A 20,429-nucleotide genomic window follows, 5' to 3' on the forward strand; every position below is an offset into this window, starting at 1 on the left:
CATTCCGGGTATAATCGGAACGCCTTTTTGCATTAACCCCGAGAAAGTATTTCCACGGGGTTAACCCATAGTTAAAGTATTGGCGCGGGAGGTGGCACTGGTGTTGGTGCGGGAGTCGGACCTCCGTCTTCTTCCTGCTGTGCATGGTCAAAAAATTCCTGCAGTTCGGCAACCACGGCATCCAATCCCGGATTATCGCGGTTGGCAGTTTCGATCAATGCCTTTCCTTTTAATGCCGCCTCGTACGCTTCGCTGCCAGCGCCACGCTGTGTGTCATCCACTTTTTCAAACAACTGCATGATGGGGATGCGCACTTCATTCAGGTCGTCAAAACCCGAAAAATCCTGTTCCATGGCAGGCACATTGTAACTCGGAGGAATGTGTGATAAATTTTCTTTCACCGCCTGAATGAGCCGCTTCACAAAAGCGTATCGCTTGTTTCCCATTTTAGGGAGCGATTTGCGCTCGTCCTGCGTGAGGTTGATGATGGTGGTGCCGCTTGCCTGAAGGATGGCAAGAATGTCCTGCACTTTTTGTTTAATGGCCGCTTTGTCAGCTGCTGACAGCGTAACCGAGATGTTTCCGTACATTGTTTTTTTTGTTTTAAATTGTTTTATTTATTTATTTGATTACATAACGTTCAAATCCCTTGCCAGAATTTTTGGGGAAATGAACAGAAAATAATTTTTAAACAGGCTAAATATTTTTTGTGCGCGGGCGTTGCTCCTATGAAAAATCACTCCTGAAAAATAGTTGAAAAAAGGAAAAACAGCAAAGGGCTGTTGATAAGTGGCAGAAGGAGGAGAACAGGGCGGGGAAATAAAAATTTTCCTTTCAAAAATCATTCATAGATAAAACAAGCAGGTTCATCTCATAATTATTTCAGATGAAAGATGAATTGTTTTTATTGGTCGAAAACTCTTGAAATAGTTTGGCGAAAGCACACAAAGCGAATACCTTAGCCGAATCATTCATCGTCTGCTCTTTTCACAAACCTAAAACACATCGCATGAAAAAAATCATCTTCCCTCTTTCATTGCTTTTCTATTGTGCTGTAAACGCACAAAACACATTTCCTTCAAGCGGTAATGCAGGCATTGGAACAACCACTCCTTCAACACAATTAGAAGTAAAAGGAATTACCAAAACAGATACGCTCTTGTTTCCTGACGGAACATTTCAAACCACAGCCACCCGCGATAGTGTTCAACTGCTGAAAGTAGGTAAGAATTCACTTGTTGTTACCGAAAAAGGCGCTATGCGTGATGACGGAGCATTGCGCATTCAAACAGCAGATACGGTCACTCAAGTTACATGCATTATCATTCCTCCTACTAGCGGTCAACAGGGTGGTGGTAGTATGATTTGTGATAGCAGCACTGTAATATTTTCTCCAAATGATAATAACACAATTATTAATGCCGGTAACATCGGCAAAGTCGGAATCGGAATTTTTTCTCCCACAGAAAAACTCACAGTAGAAGGAACAATTCAAAGCACATCAGGAGGTTTTAAATTTCCTGACAATACTATTCAAACTACTGCTTCTACTCCTCTTTCTAACAACCCTACCTTTAATACAGTTACCGTTACAAATAAAATCATCACTCCCAGAATTACTTCACCCGATAGTATAATTAGATTTGGAGACAGTACGCTTGTTATAGACGCTTTTTATCCGCGTCTTTATAATGACCAAACCACAAGTACTCAAAAAGGAATAGGAATTGGATATAATACAAATGGAATAGGAATTCATGCAGTCGCAGTAGGAGGTTTCGCAACAGCTGCCGGAATTGGTTCAATCGCTGTAGGTGATTATGTTCTTGCCGCGGGTACAAATTCCATACTATTTGGAACTGGAACTGGCACATCTCCTTTCCCATATCTTTTAAATAGCCAACAAAATTCTTTTATGATTGGCTTCAATAGCGATATACCTACACTTACAGTAAGGCAAGCAAGTGGAGCGGGAACAACAGGCAATGTAGGAATTGGGACATCAAACCCTGTTGAAAAATTAGATGTTGCTGGTAATGCGTTATTTTCTGGTAATGTTGGTATTGGCACAACAACTCCCCAATCTACATTAGATGTGCGTGGATACATCATCAATGGCGGTTCTGATTTTAAACTTGGAATGTTTGACGGACGACCACAAAAAACTAAAACCGCTAACCGCGCTTTAGTTCATGATGGATGGCAAGCTGGGCAAGATAATCTTGTTATAAATTATGACGGTGATTTTGAAGATGGAGTTTTTGTTGGCGGACCAAAATTGGTCGTTGACGGAAATGTAGGAATAGGCACAACATGTCCCTCTGAAAGATTAGCCGTTAATGGAAAAATTAAAGCGCGTCAGGAAGTTATTGTTGAAGCAACGGGCGGTTGGTGCGATTATAAATTTGAATCCACTTACAAACGAATGACATGGCAGGACAAGATGAACTATTTTAAAGAATTCAAACACCTGCCGGATGTTGAACCAGAAAGCATAATAACCTCTGATGGATTAAAACTTGCTCACACTATGAAAGGATTAACTGGCAATGTTGAAGATAACAGTTTGGATATTATTGATATTTATCAGAGATTAGAAAAGGTAGAAAAAGAAAATGCAATTCTAAAACAACTGTTCCTTAAATTAGGTTTAGAGGTAACAGGAGAATATCTCAAAACATTTAATAACAAATAGGCAAAAATATAAGATGAATTATGAAACGAATAAAAGTTTGGATGATAATAGGTTTAATACTTAGCGTAGAAGGAATCCGCTGTCAGGATTTCAACTATTCAGATTCTTTGTTAAAGAGAAAGAACATTATCCATCTGCTTGGCTATTCAAGGGTATTAGAGCGCTTCAGGCAACCAGTAATTTTGACTACAGACATTCCGTTGGGTATTGGTATAGACATTAATCAGGGGATACAATTAGAGCAAACAGGATTATCAGCAGGAGGGCATATATTAATACGCAATAAAAACAAATTCAAAACCGCAGTAAAGAGCCATCTGACAATGGTAGGAATGTACTCAGAATCTTTCACGATATATGACCTTAGTTTCAGAACAGAAGTTCTGAGCGGATGGTATTCCCCTCACTGGTTTCTTGCTGTAGCAATAAATACAACATTACCCATCGTTAGGAATTTTTCATTCGCAAGCGAAACATACCGCAATCTCTATAATCCTCCCTCTGGATGGTACCATCCAGAGGGCGTAGGTTTTGGTTATGGCGCTATTATAGGATATACTATAAAACAACGCTCCGATATTATTTTGAGATTTGATAAGGGCTTTTATAATTATGGTTATTATCTATCACTGGATAATTTTAGCATTCAAATAAATTATAGATTTTAAAAATCCTAAAAAACATTATCCATGAGAACTAAAATATTCTACCTACTGTTTTTATTTTTAGGATTAAACACCTTCGGTTGGGCGCAATTCGACCCTCCTGTTTTATATGGTAATAATGGAACTAATGATATTAATTTTACTACCTGTCCATCCATTGTCCCTCTGAATTTTTCCTCCAACTATGATTTTGCCTGGGAGGGAAGAAAAAACTATATATGGACATTATATCGAAATGGTATTAATATAGCACAAGTCACTCAAGAGTTTAAATATAACAACTGTGTCTCGGCATGTTGCCCAGCTCCACCTCCCGGTGACCCTAATCACTGTGATCCATGCGCCTGCATACCGCCTTCAGTAGTTTTCAGCAATATTCCTCCATTATCAGGAGCATATCAGGTGCGACTGTATGTACAACCATGGACCAAACTTCTATTTGTATACGTTCAGATTGGTGCAGCCGTATATATCAAGTACTCCAATGTGATTAATGTTACAAGATTTGATGACGGGCTTGAATGTAAATGCGAGATCCCGCAAAATTCATCTGTTTCATGTGTCCCAATTAACAGTGGTTCCTTTTTTTTCCCATGGAAATTTCGTGCAGTTCATAATGTTGATATGAGTTGCGCTATTCACAATAATAGAAATGTAACCTTAATTGCAGGAGATAAAGTTTCATTACTACCCGGATTTAGAAGTGGAACGGGAGGCAACACACATTTTAGAGCATATCTTGACCCATGCAATATAATCCAACCTCCAGATCCAGCAAAGAATGCAGATAGTACAATTATAACTGATACCTTGATTGAATCCCAAACTACTCAAACGGCAATAAATCAAAATACTGAATTAAACAGAGAAATACAAAATCAAGATATGATTATTTATCCCAATCCTAATAATGGCTCGTTCACCATTAAACTCACAGATGAAGGTGAGTTGCAAAATATTAACTACACTATAGAAATCTACAACACCCTCGGAGAAAAAGTGACACAAAGTGTTATTCCGAGCGGAGTAAGGAATCTCACAATTGATTTAAGTGAGCGTCCCAAAGGCATCTACTTCATAAAAGCAACCAGCCGAGAAAATGTATTTACAGAGAAAGTGATAGTGCAGTAAGTTATTTACCCTTTTCCCTGAAACACATCCCTGAAAACTTCTTCACTGTTTTAAATGTTTCTTCTGGCGCTTCGTAAAAACCCATGTGCCCTGCATGTTCGAGAACAATGTTGAAACTTTTCTTTGGCAAACTGGTTAGCAGAAGAAGATTGTCCCAGGCAAGAATCACATCCTGCTTGCCGATGATAAACAGAACAGGATATGTGGCGTTCTTCAAAACCAGTTCGCGCGAAGGGCGCTCTTTCATTCCTAACAGTGCGGCAACAATTCCTTCTTTGGGAGTATTGAGCGCAATTTGTTTTGCTTTGCCCACTTCATCTTTCAAAAGCGGAACATTTTTCTGCGCGAAAAGTTTTGGAATCAGATCGGAGACAAATTGCGTGTGGTCTTTTTTCACAATTTCAGCAACGCGGTCTCGGTCTTTTTTCTTTTCATCTGAATCGGGCATGGCGGTGGAATGAAAAATACAAAGCCCTGAAAGATTCTGCGGAAACAATTCGGCAAACGCCAGCGCAATATATCCTCCCATGGAATGCCCGACCACCACATACTTTCTCAATTCAAGAGAATCCAAAACTGATTTCACGCACTCCGCCATGAGTTCCATGCTGTGAACATATCCTATTGCGGGAGTTTCTCCATGACCGGGCAAATCAATGGCGATGACACGAAATCGTTTTGAAAGTTTAGCGGAGAACTCATCCCAGATTTCCAAACTCTCCAGAAACCCGTGAAGCAAAACAATCACTCGCCCTTTTCCCTTATCGCTGTACCTGACCTTTACGTTCCTAAACTCCGCTTGCTTAATCATTGTTTTATTGTTGGATTGCTATATTGCTAAAAATAAAATGGACAATAAAACAATTTAACCATGTAACAATATATCAATATGATAATTTATTTAGCATTCATCATCTCCTCAATCTCATCCGCTTCAATGGGAATGTTTTTCATCAGATCATCATTTCCGTTTTTGGTGATGAGAATATCGTTTTCCAGTCGGATGCCGAGTTTCTCCCTGCGGATGTAAATGCCGGGTTCGCAGGTAAAAACCATTCCGGCTTCAAACTTGCGGTAGCGGCTTCCGTAATCGTGCACATCCAGTCCGAGATAATGCGAAGTGCCATGCATGAAATATTTTTTGTAGAGAGGATTTGCCGGATCCTGCTTTTTCACATCAGAAAGTTTGAGAAGTTTGAGCTTGATGAGTTCTTCTTCCGTTAATTTTCCCACGGCTTCGTTGTAATCAATAATATTATTTCCAACCTTCAGCATGGAGATGGCGCCACGCATCACGCGAAGCACAGCATTGTAAACCGCCTTTTGTCTTTTAGAAAATTCTCCGCTCACAGGAAGGCACCTTGTTAAGTCAGAAGCGTAGTTGGCATATTCAGCAGCCACATCCAGCAGAATCACATCGTTCTTTTTGCATTGCTTGTTGTTATCAATGTAATGCAGCACACAGGCGTTGAAGCCCGATGCGATAATAGGCGTGTAAGCAAATCCTGTTGAGCGGTTGCGCACAAACTCATGAATCAGTTCGGCTTCAATTTCATATTCCCACACACCGGGTTTTACAAGCGGGAGCAATCTGCGGAAACCTTTTTCGGTGATGTCGCATGCCTGCTGAATCAGTGCTACTTCTTCTTTTGATTTTATCGCCCGCAACTTGTGCATGAGCGGCTGAACGCGCTCATAATTATGAAGCGGGTATTGCTCCCGGCACCATTTTACAAAGCGTGAATCGCGGGTTTCAACTTCAATCACAGCGCGCAAATGTTCATTCGTATTCAGATAAACATGTTCGCACTCGCACATCAGCTGATGAAAAATAGTTTTGAATTGCGAAAGCCAGTAAACTGTTTGCACGCCAGAAGTTTCTGTTGCGCGTTTCTTGGTAAGTTTTTCTCCTTCCCAGATGGCAATGTGCTCGTTGGTTTCTTTCAGGAAAAGAATTTCTTTATGCTCATTAAGTTTAGCGTCAGGAAAGATCAGCAGGATGCTTTCTTCCTGGTCAACGCCCGAGAGCCAGAAAATATCTGTTTGCTGTTTGAACGGCATGGAGCCATCAGCGCTCATAGGCATGATGTCGCTGCTGTTAAAAAGAGCCAGCGACCCTGCTTTTAGTTCTTTCACAAACCGCTTGCGGTTGTTGATGAAAAGCTGTTGGGGAATTTGGTTGTATCTCATAGGAATTACTGTTTTATTGACATATTGATTTATTGTACTATTCTGATTTTGTCCGAGGTTGATTATGAATCATATTTTCAGTTTATCATTTGTAAAGTTAATCAAGTGGTGAATCGATTGAGGGAGTTTTTGAAGTTCTGAAAAAACAGATTGGTATTTTTCTTCTTTTAAAAGCCCTCTCACCTTGCTTTTTTGATTCCAATCAAACGATTCGTGCAAGGATCCAAAACTATAACGGTAAAATTTTATTTTATCCTTTTTAGAATACCTGCCAAACCCCTCGGCAATATTTGCAGAAATGGAATCTACTGATCGAACAAATTGTCTGCCTACAGTATCGCGTGAAAAAAAATCCCATTTAACAACTATATTCCAAGTATAATTACTTAAATGAAATGAGATTTTATACGCTTCAATATCATTGAGTGTTAAATACTTTTTTCCCATATTACATTAATCGTTTTTCCACAGGCAATAAAACAATAGGTATATGCACTTAGGTCGCCTTATAGTTAATTCTTGTATTTCTCTGCGGTTCTCAGCGTGATTTTTCTCTGTGAACTCAGCGGTTAAAAAATTTTCCCGAAGGGATGGAAATCCAACCGCAGAGAACGCTGAGATTTTCGCAGAGAGCCGCAGAGTTTGGATAAGTCCTGTCATGCTTGGGATTCTTATGTGCATATACCTATAAAACAATAAAACAATATAGCAATCAATCAATAAAAGCAATTCAACTTTTAAACCTTGCAATCTTATTTTTAAGAACTCCTTCGTCTTCCGCTACAATATTAAGTCTTTTATGGGAACTTGTAAATCCTGAAATGATTTCTATGTTTTTCTTCGGCAGACCAAAAACTTCGGATAAATATTCAACCAGATACGCGTTGGCTTTTCCGTTTACAGGCTGCGCTTTTATTTTGATACGAAGCGAACCATCCGCGTTAACAGAAACGGAATCTATTTTGCTTTTTGGTTTTACGATGCAGCGAATCTGCATGGAGAGAAAACGAATCAGGGTTTATGGGCAGGAGGGTTTTTCATGATATATACTTCCGAAAAATCCTTGTAGTTCATGGGGTTAAAATAAAAATTCTTCACATACGAATGAATCATCTTCAGGTTTTCGCCATACCAGAGAATGATCAAGGGCGCATCCAGCATCATCAGTTGTTCCGCTTTAATAAAATCCGCATAGGCGCTGTCCTGGTTTCTTTCTTTAGATCCTTTCACAACCAGACTGTCAAACATTGGATTTTTATAGCGGACAGAATTAGGATAGGAAGGCACATTCAAGCTGTCGGGAACATCTCCTCCATACAGCGTGCGCAGAAAATTTTCCGGGCTCGGGTAATCTGCCGCCCAGCCGGAGCGAAAAATATCTGACTTGCCTAGTTTTGAATCGTCCAGTTTTTGAATGAACGGAACCACTGTGTAATCAATATCAACATTCAGTACTTTCTTTAGCTGTTTCTTTACCTCTTCCACCACATCCGCATACTTGCCTCCTCCGCTGTTTACTTCAATGGTCACTTGCGGGAAATTTTTTCCATCGGGATAGCCCGCCTCCGCCAACAGTTTTTTCGCTTTATCGGGATTAAAATTATATCCTTTGATTTGAGTAATGTCGTAGCCGGAAATCCCGGGAGGGGTGAGCCCGCAAATGCCGGGACCAAATGCTTCTGTATTCAGCACATCAGAAATTATTTTATCGCGGTCAATAGCATAAGAAAATGCCTGTCTTACTTTTATATTGTCAAACGGCTTGCGCATGATATTGAACTGGTAATACTGGGTCATCAGTTCCGAATTGCGCTGCAAATAATATTTGGGGTTCTTGCTGCTGAAATCGGCAATCTGCTGTTCCACCATGGTGCTGATGGATGCAGCCGGTAATCCGAAGATAATCTGTATCTCCCCATTTTTAAACGCCTCCAGTTCTTTTGTTTTATCAGAAATGAAACGGATGTTGATTGAATCCAAAAAAGGAAGCTTATTGCCAAGAGAATCCGTTCGGTGATAAGATGGATTCCTGAGAAGAAGAACGTTATCATCGGTACTTGCGCTGCTGAACATGAACGGGCCGGTTCCGATTTTCATTTCGCTGCCATATTTTTCAACGGCTTCATGAGGAATTACGTATCCGGAAGGACCTGCTAACAGGTACAAAAAAGAACTGGACGGAGCATTAAGAGTAATCTGCAGTTCATAATCTCCGAGCACTTTCACTCCTTCAAGTTCAAACGATGGTCTTCCTTTTTTACCTGCTTCATAATATTCTTTTGCGCCTTTTACAAAGTTTCTTAATTCAGAAAGCAGGTTGTTTTCGGATGGGGTGCAAATCTGTTCAAAAGAATATTTGAAATCCTGCGCTCTTACTTCGCGCCCGATACCTTCTGTAAAACAGGCATCGTTATGAAACATCACTCCTTTTTTGAGTTTGAAAGTATAAACCACTCCATCTTCACTTATCTGCCAGCTTTCTGCAATGCAGGGCATCACCAGAGTGATTTTTTTAGTATCCAGCCGAACAAGGCCTTCATAAATCTGGTTGGCAATGTTATTGGAAACTGCATCTGAAATGGCAGGTGGGAAAAGAGAAACATAAGGATCTGTTTCATTTACCCGAAGCATCCCCCCATATACCCTTCCGCCTACTGCTTCGGGATGGGCATTAGAATTACTGCCCGGATTCCCACAGCCATATACTAATAATGATACTAAAAAAAGGGTAAACTTTTTCATGAATTACAGTACAAAATGCGGGCAAAAATACAAATTATTGGCTCGGAACACCCCCCACAAAATCCTTTTAAAAATGTTGCCATTTCAATAAAGTATTATATTTGTGCCACTAAAAAACGAGTTATTAAGCGAATGAAAAAGATTGTTATTCTGATTCAAGGATTCCTGAGCATTGTGTTTATTTCTTCTGCCGGGAATATTATTCTGGAGGGAAATTATCAAGGCAAAAATTTATATGTGCAAAATCCGTTTGCCGGCACAGGAGTAGGTTTCTGCGTTCAGAAAGTGGAAGTGAACGGACAGGTTACCACCGATGAGATCAATTCCAGCGCGTTTGAAATTGATTTCAACAACTACCAGTTTAAAATAGGAGACAAGGTGACTGTTAAAATCACCCATAAAGACGATTGCAAGCCAAAAGTTCTGAATCCGGAAGTGCTGAAACCCAAGAGTACCTTTGAGGTGATTACCATGAAACTTGATAATGATGGAACGCTGAAATGGAACACCAAAAATGAGACAGGAAAACTTCCTTTCGTGATTGAACAATATCGCTGGAACAAATGGGTGAAAGTTGGAGAACTTGATGGAAAAGGAATTGGAGATAACAACGATTATGTTTTCAAAATAACTACCCTCCATTCAGGTGAAAATCAAATTCGCATCAAACAAATTGATTATACCAGCCAGCCGAGATATTCAAAACCTGTGAAGTTTGTTTCTGCCATCCCTGAAATTACTTTTGCCCCGCAGCGTGTTACCAAAGACATTACTTTCTCTGCTGAAACTTTATATGAAATTTATGACCAGTACGGAAATGTGGTTAAGAAAGGATTCGGAAAATCGGTTGATTGCGGAAACCTTGCGAAAGGAGTTTATTATCTGAACTATGATAATAAAACGGCTGAATTTATTAAGAAGTAACCCTTGAAAAATCCCTGATATTATTTTCCCCTCGCGCCCATGCGGAGGGGTTTTTTTATGAAAAAAATCGAACACATAGGAATAGCCGTAAAAAATCTTACTTCAGCTAACAAATTGTTCTCAAAACTTTTTGGGAAAAAGCCGTACAAATCAGAAACAGTGGAAAGAGAAGGCGTAATCACTTCTTTCTTTCAGATAGGAGATACAAAAATTGAATTGCTCGAAGCCGCAAATCCCGAAAGTCCTATTGCAAAATTCATAGAGAAAAAAGGAGAAGGCATTCATCATATCGCCTATGAAGTAGAAGATATTAAATCGGAAATGGCGCGGCTTGAAAAAGAAGGCTTTCAATTGCTGAATAGTGAACCTCAGAAAGGCGCTGACAATAAACTCATCTGCTTTCTTCATCCTAAAAGCACACATGGAGTGCTGGTGGAATTGTGTCAGGAAATTAAGTAAACAAATCTAAAATCGTTTTTCCCTTTTCCAGAAAGACCGTATTTAATCCCATCTTCTTTGCTCCTTCAATATGTTGAATGGAATCGTCAATGAAAAGCGTTTCTTCTTTTCGCAGATTATTTTCTTTCAGGACAAATTCAAAAATTTCAACATCGGGTTTTCGCATGTTTATTTTGTGAGAGAAATATGTTTTCTCAAATGCACCTGAAAAAATATCACGGCCTAATTGTTTCTGCATATAGCCGGAAAAGGTATCACAGTGAATCTGATTGGTATTGCTCAAAAGAAATGTTCTGTATTTTGTTTTTAGCTTGTCAAGCAGTTGGACTCTTTCCGCAGGCAAATCCAATAACATAGAATTCCATGCTTTATCAATCTGCGAATCAGAAACATCATTATAAATAAACTTTCTGATTTCTTTTCTGAAATCTGCCGGAGTAATCAATCCTTTTTCAAATACATCAAACAATTCTTTCTGAGTTGTCTGAGAATATATTCGGTCAAAATCTTTTACCCCAAGTTTGGCGAAAGCATCTTCCGTCAGCTTGTAATCTATATTAAGAATCACCCCGCCAAAGTCAAAGATGATGTTCTTTATGGTTGTGCTTATTTGCATAAGATGGTTAAATTTGCCATCCAAAATTAACAATTGGGCCCTTAGCTCAGCTGGTTAGAGCATCAGACTCATAATCTGAGGGTCGCTGGATCGTTCCCAGCAGGGCCCACTTTTCAAAAACATGTTTGAATCTCTTCTTGACGTTATTCGCTGCCCCTTAACCCGTGAAAAATTATCCCTGTCTGTTATCTCAAGAAAGAAAAAATTGTTTCTGGGTAATGAAGAAGATATTATTTGGGAGGGAATACTTTTAGGAGGTGATGGCAGCATGTATCCTATCATTAACGGAATACCCAGAATGCTTATTGAAGCATGTGTAGATTATGAGTTCTTTCTGAAAACACATCTGCCTGACTACACCGCAAGAAAAATAAAATTACTATCTCAGCACTGGCTTCTGCTGGATAATGTAATCAGGAATAATTCTCATAACAAAAAAAGTTTTTCTAAAGAATGGGGATTATTCAAATATAATTCAGACAAAACATGGAATCTTGATTCAGAAAATATGCTCCAGCAGTTTCTTGACGAAACAAATGAAACAAAAGAGTCAATAAAAAATAAATTTATCTTCGATGCAGGATGCGGCAACGGGCAGCTGAATATTTCCCTTGCAGAAGCGGGTGTAAGAAGTATTGCCATGGATATTAGCGACAGTATTGTCAGGGCTTTTAATTATAATACCAATCCAAATGTTTCGTTTATTCAGGGAGATGTTTTCCACCCTCCTGTTGAAGCCGGAAGATTTGATGTGGTTTATTGCAGCGGGGTTTTAGTTGCAACGCATGACCCGAAACTTGGTTTTTCCTGTATTGAATCCTGTGTTAAAACGGGAGGCAAGCTGTCGGTATGGATGTATCACCCCAGGAAAAACTTCATACACAATATGTTTAATCTTGTAAGAAAATTTTCTTCTTTACTTCCTTTTCGATTTCAGTATTATTTATATTCAGCAACTCTTTTACCATTAAGTTATCTCATAAAAAAAATTAAAGGAACAAAGCAAAACGCAAGAGAAATGATGATTGAAATCCTTGATTGGTTTTCTCCAAAATACAGATGGGAGTTTGAACCGGCAGTATTGTTGAAATGGTATGAAAAGAAAAAATATGAAAACATTCTGATTACAACCAGAAATGTTTTTGGATTTAGCATTATCGGAACAAAAATTAATTCTTAAATAAAATGAATTACTACCACATTTGGTGCGATTTGCTGGAAACTCACAAAGCACACGAATTCTGTCAGGCAGTGAATGATTACCTCGGTCATTTGAAAGAAAGAAAATTGATTGAAGGGCACAAGATCACCAGAAGAAAATTAGGATTTGGCCCTCCTGAACTAGGAGAGTTCCACATCATCATTGACACGAAAGATTTAGTTCAGTTGGAACAAAACTTTCAGGCGGTGGCAAAACCCGATGAAAAAACTGCTCGCCTACATGGAAATGTTTACTCGCGGGTGAAAAATTTCAGGAGCGGGTTGTTTCGGGATTATCCTGATGTTTTCTGAAGATTGCTCAGCGCTTTTTCAACTTTCACACTTTCTTTTCTGAAACTTTTTCTCACTTCATTCATCTCCTTTACAATCACATCATTCTTCAGATTGCCGATACTTCCTTCGTGTGTGTGAGAAACTTTTTTCGGTCTTGAGAATTTTCCTAAAGAGATTTCTTCTCCTACTTTTTTATATGCTTCACGAAAAGGCATTCCTTTCTTTACTAATTCGTTCACAGCATCTACACTGAAGAGATATTTATATTTTTCATCTTTCAGTAAATTATCTTTCACTATTATTTTTTCAAGCATGAACGTTGTTATTGTCAGGCAATCATTCAGTTCAGCAAAAACAGGAAAATAAATTTCCTTCAGAAGCTGTAAATCCCTTTGATATCCCGATGGAAGATTTTTTGTTACCGCAATAATCTGTTCAGGTAAAGTTTGTATTCGGTTGCATTTTCCCCTGATCAATTCAAACACATCAGGATTTTTTTTATGCGGCATGATACTGGAACCTGTTGTAAGTTCTTCCGGAAAAGAAATGAAATCAAAATTCTGATTCATGAACAGGCAGACATCCACCGCAAGTTTTGAAAGGGTGGAAGCAATATTTGCCAGCGCATAACTAACAAGTTTCTCAGTTTTTCCCCTTGTCATCTGCGCGTAAACGGAATTATTATTCAGTCCGTCAAAACCCAAAAGTTTTGCAGTAAGATTTCTGTTTATGGGAAGCGAGCCACCGTAACCTGCGCCAGAACCGAGCGGATTCCTATTTATGATTTTATAAACCGAAAAAAGAAATTCTAAATCATCTTTCAGACTTTCAGCATAAGCACCAAACCAAAGTCCGAAAGAAGAAGGCATCGCAATCTGTAAATGCGTATAGCCGGGGAGAAGTTTTTTCTTATGCTTATTGCTGAGAGAAATAAGAAGATTAAAAAGCGCTAAAGTATTTTCAGCAACCTTGAAAATTTCTTTTCTTGAAAAGAGTTTTATGTCCAGCAGAACCTGGTCGTTGCGCGAACGGGCAGAATGAATTTTTTTTCCGACATCACCTAGTTTTTTTGTCAGCATAAATTCAACCTGCGAATGCACATCCTCTACTCCACTTTCAATTACAAATTTCCCCGAAGTAGCTTTTTGCAAAATGTTTTTCAATTCTCCGTGAAGTTTTCTTTGCTCATTCTTTTTGAGTAGTCCGACTTGTGCCAGCATTTTCGCGTGAGCCATCGAGCCAAGCACATCGTGTTCAGCCAAAAGCAAATCTAAATCACGGTCTTTGCCGATGGTAAATTTTTCTACTTGATTGTTGACGGATATTTTCTTTTGCCACAGTTTCATCACTTGCGAAATTACGAAACTATATTCTCAAGAAGTTTAATGTAAATGCTTATCCCCTCGCCTATTTCCTTCAACCAGATGAATTCATCCGCAGTATGCGAACGCTCAGATTTTCCCGGGCCCATTTTCACGGCTGGCACTTTCAGTAAAGGCATATCAGAAGAAGTTGCTGAGCCGAAAGTTTCGATTCCCAATTTTTTAGCCGATTGAACAATCAAATGATTCCTATCTATTCCCGAAGCGTTTAGTCTTGTAGAGCGCGGAATGGCTTCGCTCTTTATGTGCTGTCGAATAATCTCCAGTGTTTCTTCGTTTGTGTACGAATCCGTGGTGCGAACATCTATGGTAAACTTGCAAGTATCAGGAATCACGTTGTGCTGACTTCCTGCAGAAATAATCGTACAAGTCATTTTCACAGGCCCGAGAAATTCTGAAACCTTCGGAAATTTATACGAGTGAATCCATTCAACATCCTTCATAGCTTTTGAAATCGCATTCTCTCCCACATCGCGTGCGGCATGTCCGGCTTTTCCTTTGGCAATACAGTCCACCACCATCAAACCTTTTTCAGCTACTGCCATTTTCATATCAGTGGGTTCGCCAACAATTGCAAAATCAACTTTGCCGAGTTCTGATAAAATTGAAACTACTCCGTTCTTTCCTGAATTTTCCTCTTCGGCAGTTCCTGCTAGGACGAAGTTGTATTTCAGGTTTTTCTTTTCATTGAAATGAAGAAAAGTAGCTATGAGGGAAACCAATGCACCGCCAGCATCATTACTTCCTAAACCGAAAAGCTTTTCATCTTTTATCGTTGATTGAAAGGGATTAAATGTCCAACCGGCATTTGGCTTTACGGTATCATGATGAGAGTTGAGAAGAATTGTCTGTTTCGCAGAATCAAAATATTCATTCTTCGCCCACACATTATTTCCTTTTCGGAATGATTTCACTTTGTGCTTTATAAGAAACTTTTTAATCGCGTCTGCAGTTTTATCTTCATGTCCGCTAAATGATTCAATGGAAATAAGTTCCTTGAGGAGTTCGGTGGCTTCGTATATGAGCTTATCAATGGTCATTCTAATCTTGTTCCTGATTTTTGATTCGCTATAACTTTTTTCAAATCCTTTGCATGGCAAATCGCAACCGAATTCACTCCTTGCTTTATTGCGTCAAATGCATTATCTAGTTTCGGAATCATTCCTTTTGAAATAATTCCATCCGCTTTATATTTTTCGTAATCCGAAGAATTCATTTTTTCAATTACAAAATTATCATCATCTACATTTTTCAGCACACCGGATTTTTCAAAACAATAAATAAGTTTTACTTCATACGACTTTGTCATTGCAACGGAAATTGCAGAAGCCATTGTATCGGCATTCGTATTGAGAATTTGTCCTTTGCCATCGTGCGTGAGCGGAGCAATAATTGGGGAGAAATCTGAATTAAGTAAAGCAGAAATTTTTTCAGCGTTCACTTTTTCTACATCCCCGGCAAAACCATAATCAATATCTTTAACAGGGCGTTTCTTTGCAAGGATGATATTTCCGTCAGCGCCCATAAGCCCGATGGCATTGCAATTTCTTGATTGCAATTGTGCGACAATATTCTTATTAATCAAACCTCCGTAAACCATTTGCACTACACGAAGTGTTGCTTCGTCCGTAATTCTTCTTCCGTCAACCATCTTAGGTTCTATTCCCAATTGCTTACTCATTTCTGTTGCAATCTTTCCACCGCCATGAACTAAAATTTTGCTTTCAGAAACAGAGGCGAAATCATTTAAGAACGAAGGGAGTTGCTTCTCATCGTTAATCACATTGCCCCCGATTTTTATGATGAATAATTTTTTCACAATGATTGCAGAATTTTTTTCAGAATAACTTGTGCCGCCCAAATTCTGTTTCCCGCCTGTTGAATCACAACCGAATCTTTTCCATCTAACACTTCATCGACCACCACCACATTTCTCCTCACAGGAAGGCAGTGCATGAACTTCGCGTTATTTGTGAGAGACATTTTATGATTATTGATGATCCATGCTACATCTTTCGACAAAATTTTTCCGTAGTCTCTATACGAAGACCAGTTCTTTGCGTAAATAAAATCAGCGCCTTTGAAGGCTTCCTCCTGATTGTAAATAATTTTTACCCCTTTCGTGAACTGTCCTGCCAATTCATATCCGGGAGGGTGAGTAATCACAAAATCAAAATCAGTTTTTGTCATCCATTCTGAAAAAGAATTAGGAACTGCCTGCGGAAGAATTTTAGGATGAGGAGCCCAGCTTAAAACAACTTTTGGTTTTCGTGCAGACGTTCTTGGTTTACTGTGCCATAGTTCTGTTATCGTAATCAAATCCGCAAGCGACTGAAAAGGGTGAAGTGTTGCCGACTCCAAACTAACCACCGGAACTCCAGAATGTTGAATGAATTTATTCAGCACTTCATTCGAATAATCTTCTTCGCGATTCTGAAATTTCGGGAATGAGCGGACTCCGATGATATCACAATACTGGCCAATGACTCCAGCAGCTTCTTTTATATGCTCCGCGGCAGAACCATCCATCACTACTCCCTCTTTTGTTTCAATGCTCCATCCTTCCTTGTCCAGATTCATCACGATGACATCCATCCCGAGATTTTGTCCTGCACGTTGAGTGCTCAGACGAGTGCGCAAACTTGGATTGAGAAAAATAAGCCCGAGTGTTTTGTTTTTGCCGAGCTCTTTATTCGCTAAAGGGAATTTTTTTTCTACCAGCGCTTCGAGTACCAGCTGGTCTATGTTCGCCACATCACTGACAGAAGTAAATTTCTTCATCTACTTGACAAGAGATTTTTTCATCACGGAAGCGAAAGCGTGCAAAAATATTTCTGCCTCCTCCTTCGTCAGGCAAAGTGGCGGTAAAATGCGGATTGTATTTTTTTCCGAAGTTCCTGTAAATATTCTATGCGTAAAGATGAGTTCATTGCGAACTGTTTCATAGGGAAACTCAAGCTCAATGCCTATCATAAGCCCTCTTCCGCGAACTTCCTTCACATCTGTAATCTTTTTCAAAGTCGAAATCATGTAATCGCCAATTCCTTTTGCGTTTATCATCAGTTTTTCATTCTTGATTATATCCAAAACAGCAATGGCTGCCGCACAAGCCAAATGATTTCCTCCAAACGTAGTTCCGAGCAAATGGTGTTTCTCTGCAAACTTCGGACTGATAAGCACTCCTCCTATGGGGAATCCATTGCCCATTCCTTTTGCAGTAGTAATGATGTCAGGTTTAATATTTGAAAACTGGTGTGAGAAAAACTTTCCGCTTCTTCCGTAACCAGATTGAACTTCATCGAGAATCAAAACTGAATTATATTTTTCGCAAAGAGATTTTGCTTTTTGTAAAAAAGAATCTGTCGGAACCTGAACACCGCTAACTCCCTGCATTCCTTCAATAATCACAGCGCAGAGAGAATCGTTCATTGCATTTTCCAAAGCTGATTCATCATTGAAAGGAAGAAATAAAATATTTTCAGTTTCGTTTATAGGCGCAACAATTGATTTGTTATCCGTAGCAGCAACAGCAAGAGATGTTCTTCCATGAAAGGCCTTACTGAATGCTATTATTTTTTTTCTTCCCGTATGAAACGAAGCGAGCTTCAGCGCGTTCTCGTTTGCTTCTGCACCGCTGTTGCATAGAAATAAATTGTAGTCAAGATAGCCGGAAAGTTCTCCAAGCTTCTGTGCTAACTCATTTTGAATCGGAATCTTAACCGAATTGGAATAAAATCCAATCTTCTCTAACTGCTCTTCAATCTTTTTAATATAATAAGGATGTGAATGCCCTATAGAAATCACTGCGTGACCTCCGTATAAATCCAGATATTTATTTCCGTCCTTATCCCAAAGCCAGCAACCGAGTGCTTTAACAGGTTCGACATCAAGCAAGGGATAGACATCAAATGTTTTCATCTAGAATGCGGAAGGTTTTAGTTTAAGTCCTATAGTTTCATCTAATCCAAAAATCAAATTCATATTCTGCACAGCCTGCCCAGAAGCTCCTTTAGTAAGATTATCAATTACGCTTTGAATAAAAAGTTTGTTTCCATGCTTTTCAATATAAAGAATGCATTTATTCGTATTCACCACTTGCTTGATATCGGGATTTTTTTCTGAAACAGTAACGAACGGATGTGATTTATAAAAATCCTTGTAAAGTTTTTTCGCTTCTTCAAGAGATAATTTTGAGTTCACATAAACAGAAGCAAGAATTCCTCTGGTGAAATTTCCTCTGTATGGAATGAAATTAATTGCAGAAGAAAAATTCTTCTGAAGTTGTTTAATGCTTTGGGTTATTTCTCCGAGGTGCTGGTGTTGAAATGCTTTGTATATAGAAATGTTGTTGTTTCTCCATGTGAAATGATTTGTAGCTGACAAAGATTGCCCCGCACCTGTCGAGCCTGTGACAGCACTCACATGCACTTCATCGCTCAATAGTTTTTTTTCTGCCAAAGGAATGAGCGCTAGCTGAATTGCAGTAGCGAAACATCCGGGGTTCGCAATTTTGCTTGCAGCTTTTATTTTACCTCTGTTCAGTTCCGGTAATCCGTAAACAAAGTCTTTTGAATTCAATCTGAAATCCTGACTCATGTCAATGATTTTTATTTTGGAATCTGTTTTATTCTCCGCTAAAAACTTTACCGATTCTCCATGTCCCATGCATAAAAACAAAACATCACAGCCCACCCCTAACACCTCCCGAAGGAAGGGGGACTGCACACCAGTTTCCCTTCCCTTGGGGAAGGGATTAAGGGATGGGCTAAATTTCATTTCAGTTTCGCCAAGTAAATCTGTATGTACATCGCTCACTGGATTTCCCGCATTGCTTTTGCTATGAACAAAAGAAATTTCAGCATTCGGATGATTCAAAAGAATGCGAATAAGTTCCCCTCCTGTATAGCCTGCTCCTCCTGCAATTCCTATTTTAACTTTATTCTTCATTTACTCTGTGATAAATCATCGTCTGGTTAGAAATAATTTTTGAAAATCCTTTCACATCATCCCCACTCCATGCGTTGTTCATCTCTCCATACTTTCCAAATTTAGAAGACATCAAATCGTATTTTGAATTCACGCCAATGATGCTGAAGCGATAAGGAGCGAGTGAAACACTTACAGTGCCTGAAACATTTTTCTGCGTTGATTCCAAAAATGTTTCCACATTACGCATAACAGGATCCAGAAATTGACCCTCGTGCAACATCATGCCGTACCAGTTTCCCATTTGTTCTTTCCAATGAGACTGCCATTTAGTGAGAACATGTTTTTCTAAAGTCGCATGAGTTTTCAGAATAACAAGTGGAGCAGCTGCTTCAAATCCCACTCTGCCTTTTATCCCAATGATAGTATCTCCGATATGAATATCTCTTCCGATGGCAAATGCAGAAGTAATCTCCGAAATCTTCTGTATAGCTGAAACCGAATCAGAATATTTTTTTCCGTTCAAGCTTTTTATTTCTCCTTTTTCAAAACCTATTTCCAATTCCTCTTCTTTTGTTTTGGAAAGTTGAGTAGGATATGCTTCTTCGGGCAAGGTTTTATCGGATGTCAAAGTTTCTTTTCCCCCAACGCTTGTTCCCCACAATCCTTTATTGATAGAGTATTGTGCTTTTTCAAAATTCATTTTCACTCTGTTTGCTTTCAGAAAAGAAATTTCATCTTCTCTGGAAAGTTTCATTTCGCGAATCGGAGTCAAAACTTTTATTTCAGGAATCAGAATATTGAAGATGACATCAAATCTCACCTGGTCGTTGCCCGCACCTGTGCTTCCATGCGCAATGAAATCAGCTTTCATTTTTTTCGCCTGAAGTGCGATTGCTTTCGATTGAAAAACTCTCTCGGCAGAAACCGAAAGAGGATAAACTCCACCTCGCAAAACATTACCATATATAAGGAAGCGAATGCATTCATTATAATACGAATCCGTTTCATCGAGTGTGTAATGTTTTTTCACGCCAAGCGCATAAGCGTGCTTTTCAATCTTCTTTAACTCATCAGAAGAAAATCCACCTGTGTTCACAACAGCAGTATGAACTTCAAGATTTTTTTCTTTCGCGAAATAAATCGCGCAATAAGTAGTATCCAGCCCACCGCTGAATGCCAATAAAACTTTTTTCTTCATTTCG

The 20,429-nt window shown here is 39.1% G+C and carries 21 protein-coding genes and 1 tRNA gene; 8 read left to right on the plus strand and 14 right to left on the minus strand.

Annotation, left to right across the window (positions count from 1 at the left end):
- Nucleotides 1–71 precede the first annotated feature (71 nt).
- Nucleotides 72–590 (minus strand): hypothetical protein, encoded by a 519-nt coding sequence (locus HY841_09310; protein MBI4930947.1) that lies wholly within the window; start codon nucleotides 588–590, stop codon nucleotides 72–74.
- Between the two features lie 419 nt (nucleotides 591–1,009).
- On the opposite strand from HY841_09310, the gene HY841_09315 reads away from it, so the two are divergent.
- Genes HY841_09315 through HY841_09325 form a run of 3 tightly spaced genes read left to right on the plus strand, consistent with a single transcriptional unit; the run spans nucleotide 1,010 to nucleotide 4,491 of the window.
- Entirely contained in the window at nucleotides 1,010–2,695 is a 1,686-nt protein-coding gene (locus HY841_09315) for a hypothetical protein (GenBank protein MBI4930948.1), read from the plus strand.
- A gap of 20 nt (nucleotides 2,696–2,715) precedes the next feature.
- Nucleotides 2,716–3,363, plus strand: a complete 648-nt coding sequence (locus HY841_09320; protein ID MBI4930949.1) for a hypothetical protein — start codon at nucleotides 2,716–2,718, stop codon at nucleotides 3,361–3,363.
- Nucleotides 3,364–3,384: 21 nt separating this feature from the next.
- Nucleotides 3,385–4,491, plus strand: a complete 1,107-nt coding sequence (locus HY841_09325) for a T9SS type A sorting domain-containing protein (protein ID MBI4930950.1) — start codon at nucleotides 3,385–3,387, stop codon at nucleotides 4,489–4,491.
- A gap of 1 nt (nucleotide 4,492) precedes the next feature.
- Here HY841_09325 and HY841_09330 read toward each other — a convergent pair whose 3' ends face one another.
- The 5 genes from HY841_09330 to HY841_09350 all read right to left on the minus strand — a co-directional run bounded on the left by HY841_09330 (nucleotide 4,493) and on the right by HY841_09350 (nucleotide 9,423).
- A complete protein-coding gene (locus HY841_09330; protein ID MBI4930951.1) occupies nucleotides 4,493–5,302 on the minus strand; it encodes an alpha/beta fold hydrolase in 810 nt (269 codons plus the stop codon).
- 86 nt (nucleotides 5,303–5,388) lie between these two features.
- Nucleotides 5,389–6,681 carry an aminopeptidase P N-terminal domain-containing protein gene (locus HY841_09335; protein ID MBI4930952.1) on the minus strand — a complete coding sequence of 431 codons (1,293 nt, stop codon included), beginning with the start codon at nucleotides 6,679–6,681 and terminating at the stop codon, nucleotides 5,389–5,391.
- A 69-nt stretch (nucleotides 6,682–6,750) separates the two neighbouring features.
- A complete protein-coding gene (locus HY841_09340; GenBank protein MBI4930953.1) occupies nucleotides 6,751–7,128 on the minus strand; it encodes a four helix bundle protein in 378 nt (125 codons plus the stop codon).
- Nucleotides 7,129–7,411: 283 nt separating this feature from the next.
- Nucleotides 7,412–7,678 carry a DUF167 domain-containing protein gene (locus HY841_09345; protein MBI4930954.1) on the minus strand — a complete coding sequence of 89 codons (267 nt, stop codon included), beginning with the start codon at nucleotides 7,676–7,678 and terminating at the stop codon, nucleotides 7,412–7,414.
- Between the two features lie 14 nt (nucleotides 7,679–7,692).
- Nucleotides 7,693–9,423 carry a peptide ABC transporter substrate-binding protein gene (locus HY841_09350; GenBank protein ID MBI4930955.1) on the minus strand — a complete coding sequence of 577 codons (1,731 nt, stop codon included), beginning with the start codon at nucleotides 9,421–9,423 and terminating at the stop codon, nucleotides 7,693–7,695.
- A 132-nt stretch (nucleotides 9,424–9,555) separates the two neighbouring features.
- Here HY841_09350 and HY841_09355 point away from each other — a divergent pair, with 132 nt between their 5' ends.
- Together HY841_09355 and mce are read left to right on the plus strand one after the other, a co-directional pair.
- Nucleotides 9,556–10,347, plus strand: coding sequence for a hypothetical protein (locus HY841_09355; GenBank protein MBI4930956.1), 792 nt, complete (start codon nucleotides 9,556–9,558; stop codon nucleotides 10,345–10,347).
- A 57-nt stretch (nucleotides 10,348–10,404) separates the two neighbouring features.
- A complete protein-coding gene (gene mce, locus HY841_09360; protein ID MBI4930957.1) occupies nucleotides 10,405–10,806 on the plus strand; it encodes a methylmalonyl-CoA epimerase in 402 nt (133 codons plus the stop codon).
- Here the strand turns inward: mce and HY841_09365 are convergent.
- Nucleotides 10,799–11,422, minus strand: coding sequence for an HAD family phosphatase (locus HY841_09365; GenBank protein ID MBI4930958.1), 624 nt, complete (start codon nucleotides 11,420–11,422; stop codon nucleotides 10,799–10,801). The two genes, mce and HY841_09365, sit on opposite strands and share 8 nt — an antisense overlap.
- A 35-nt stretch (nucleotides 11,423–11,457) precedes the next feature.
- On the opposite strand from HY841_09365, the gene HY841_09370 reads away from it, so the two are divergent.
- From HY841_09370 to HY841_09380, 3 genes are all read left to right on the plus strand, one after another.
- A tRNA-Ile gene (locus tag HY841_09370) sits at nucleotides 11,458–11,531 on the plus strand.
- A gap of 12 nt (nucleotides 11,532–11,543) precedes the next feature.
- Nucleotides 11,544–12,602 carry a methyltransferase domain-containing protein gene (locus tag HY841_09375; protein MBI4930959.1) on the plus strand — a complete coding sequence of 353 codons (1,059 nt, stop codon included), beginning with the start codon at nucleotides 11,544–11,546 and terminating at the stop codon, nucleotides 12,600–12,602.
- A gap of 5 nt (nucleotides 12,603–12,607) precedes the next feature.
- Nucleotides 12,608–12,934 (plus strand): hypothetical protein, encoded by a 327-nt coding sequence (locus HY841_09380; protein MBI4930960.1) that lies wholly within the window; start codon nucleotides 12,608–12,610, stop codon nucleotides 12,932–12,934.
- Here HY841_09380 and argH read toward each other — a convergent pair.
- From argH to HY841_09415, 7 genes are read right to left on the minus strand one after another with little or no spacing between them, the layout of a single operon-like run.
- A complete protein-coding gene (gene argH, locus HY841_09385; GenBank protein ID MBI4930961.1) occupies nucleotides 12,916–14,262 on the minus strand; it encodes an argininosuccinate lyase in 1,347 nt (448 codons plus the stop codon). The two genes, HY841_09380 and argH, sit on opposite strands and share 19 nt — an antisense overlap.
- An 11-nt stretch (nucleotides 14,263–14,273) precedes the next feature.
- Nucleotides 14,274–15,338: a M20 family metallo-hydrolase gene (locus HY841_09390; protein MBI4930962.1), complete on the minus strand. Its 1,065-nt coding sequence runs from the start codon at nucleotides 15,336–15,338 to the stop codon at nucleotides 14,274–14,276.
- Nucleotides 15,335–16,117 (minus strand): acetylglutamate kinase, encoded by a 783-nt coding sequence (argB, locus tag HY841_09395; protein ID MBI4930963.1) that lies wholly within the window; start codon nucleotides 16,115–16,117, stop codon nucleotides 15,335–15,337. Before argB ends, HY841_09390 begins: the two co-directional genes overlap by 4 nt.
- On the minus strand, nucleotides 16,114–17,079 hold the full coding sequence (locus HY841_09400) for an N-acetylornithine carbamoyltransferase (protein MBI4930964.1): 966 nt from the start codon (nucleotides 17,077–17,079) through the stop codon (nucleotides 16,114–16,116). Before HY841_09400 ends, argB begins: the two co-directional genes overlap by 4 nt.
- The gene (locus HY841_09405; GenBank protein ID MBI4930965.1) at nucleotides 17,080–18,216 is read right to left on the minus strand and encodes an aspartate aminotransferase family protein; all 1,137 of its coding nucleotides are present in this window, start codon (nucleotides 18,214–18,216) and stop codon (nucleotides 17,080–17,082) included.
- Nucleotides 18,217–19,245 carry an N-acetyl-gamma-glutamyl-phosphate reductase gene (locus tag HY841_09410; GenBank protein ID MBI4930966.1) on the minus strand — a complete coding sequence of 343 codons (1,029 nt, stop codon included), beginning with the start codon at nucleotides 19,243–19,245 and terminating at the stop codon, nucleotides 18,217–18,219. It abuts the gene before it with no gap.
- Nucleotides 19,235–20,425: an argininosuccinate synthase gene (locus HY841_09415; GenBank protein ID MBI4930967.1), complete on the minus strand. Its 1,191-nt coding sequence runs from the start codon at nucleotides 20,423–20,425 to the stop codon at nucleotides 19,235–19,237. Before HY841_09415 ends, HY841_09410 begins: the two co-directional genes overlap by 11 nt.
- Between the last annotated feature and the right edge of the window lie 4 nt (nucleotides 20,426–20,429).

This window comes from Bacteroidota bacterium, from assembly GCA_016213405.1.
GTDB lineage: Bacteria > Bacteroidota > Bacteroidia > Palsa-948 > Palsa-948 > Palsa-948.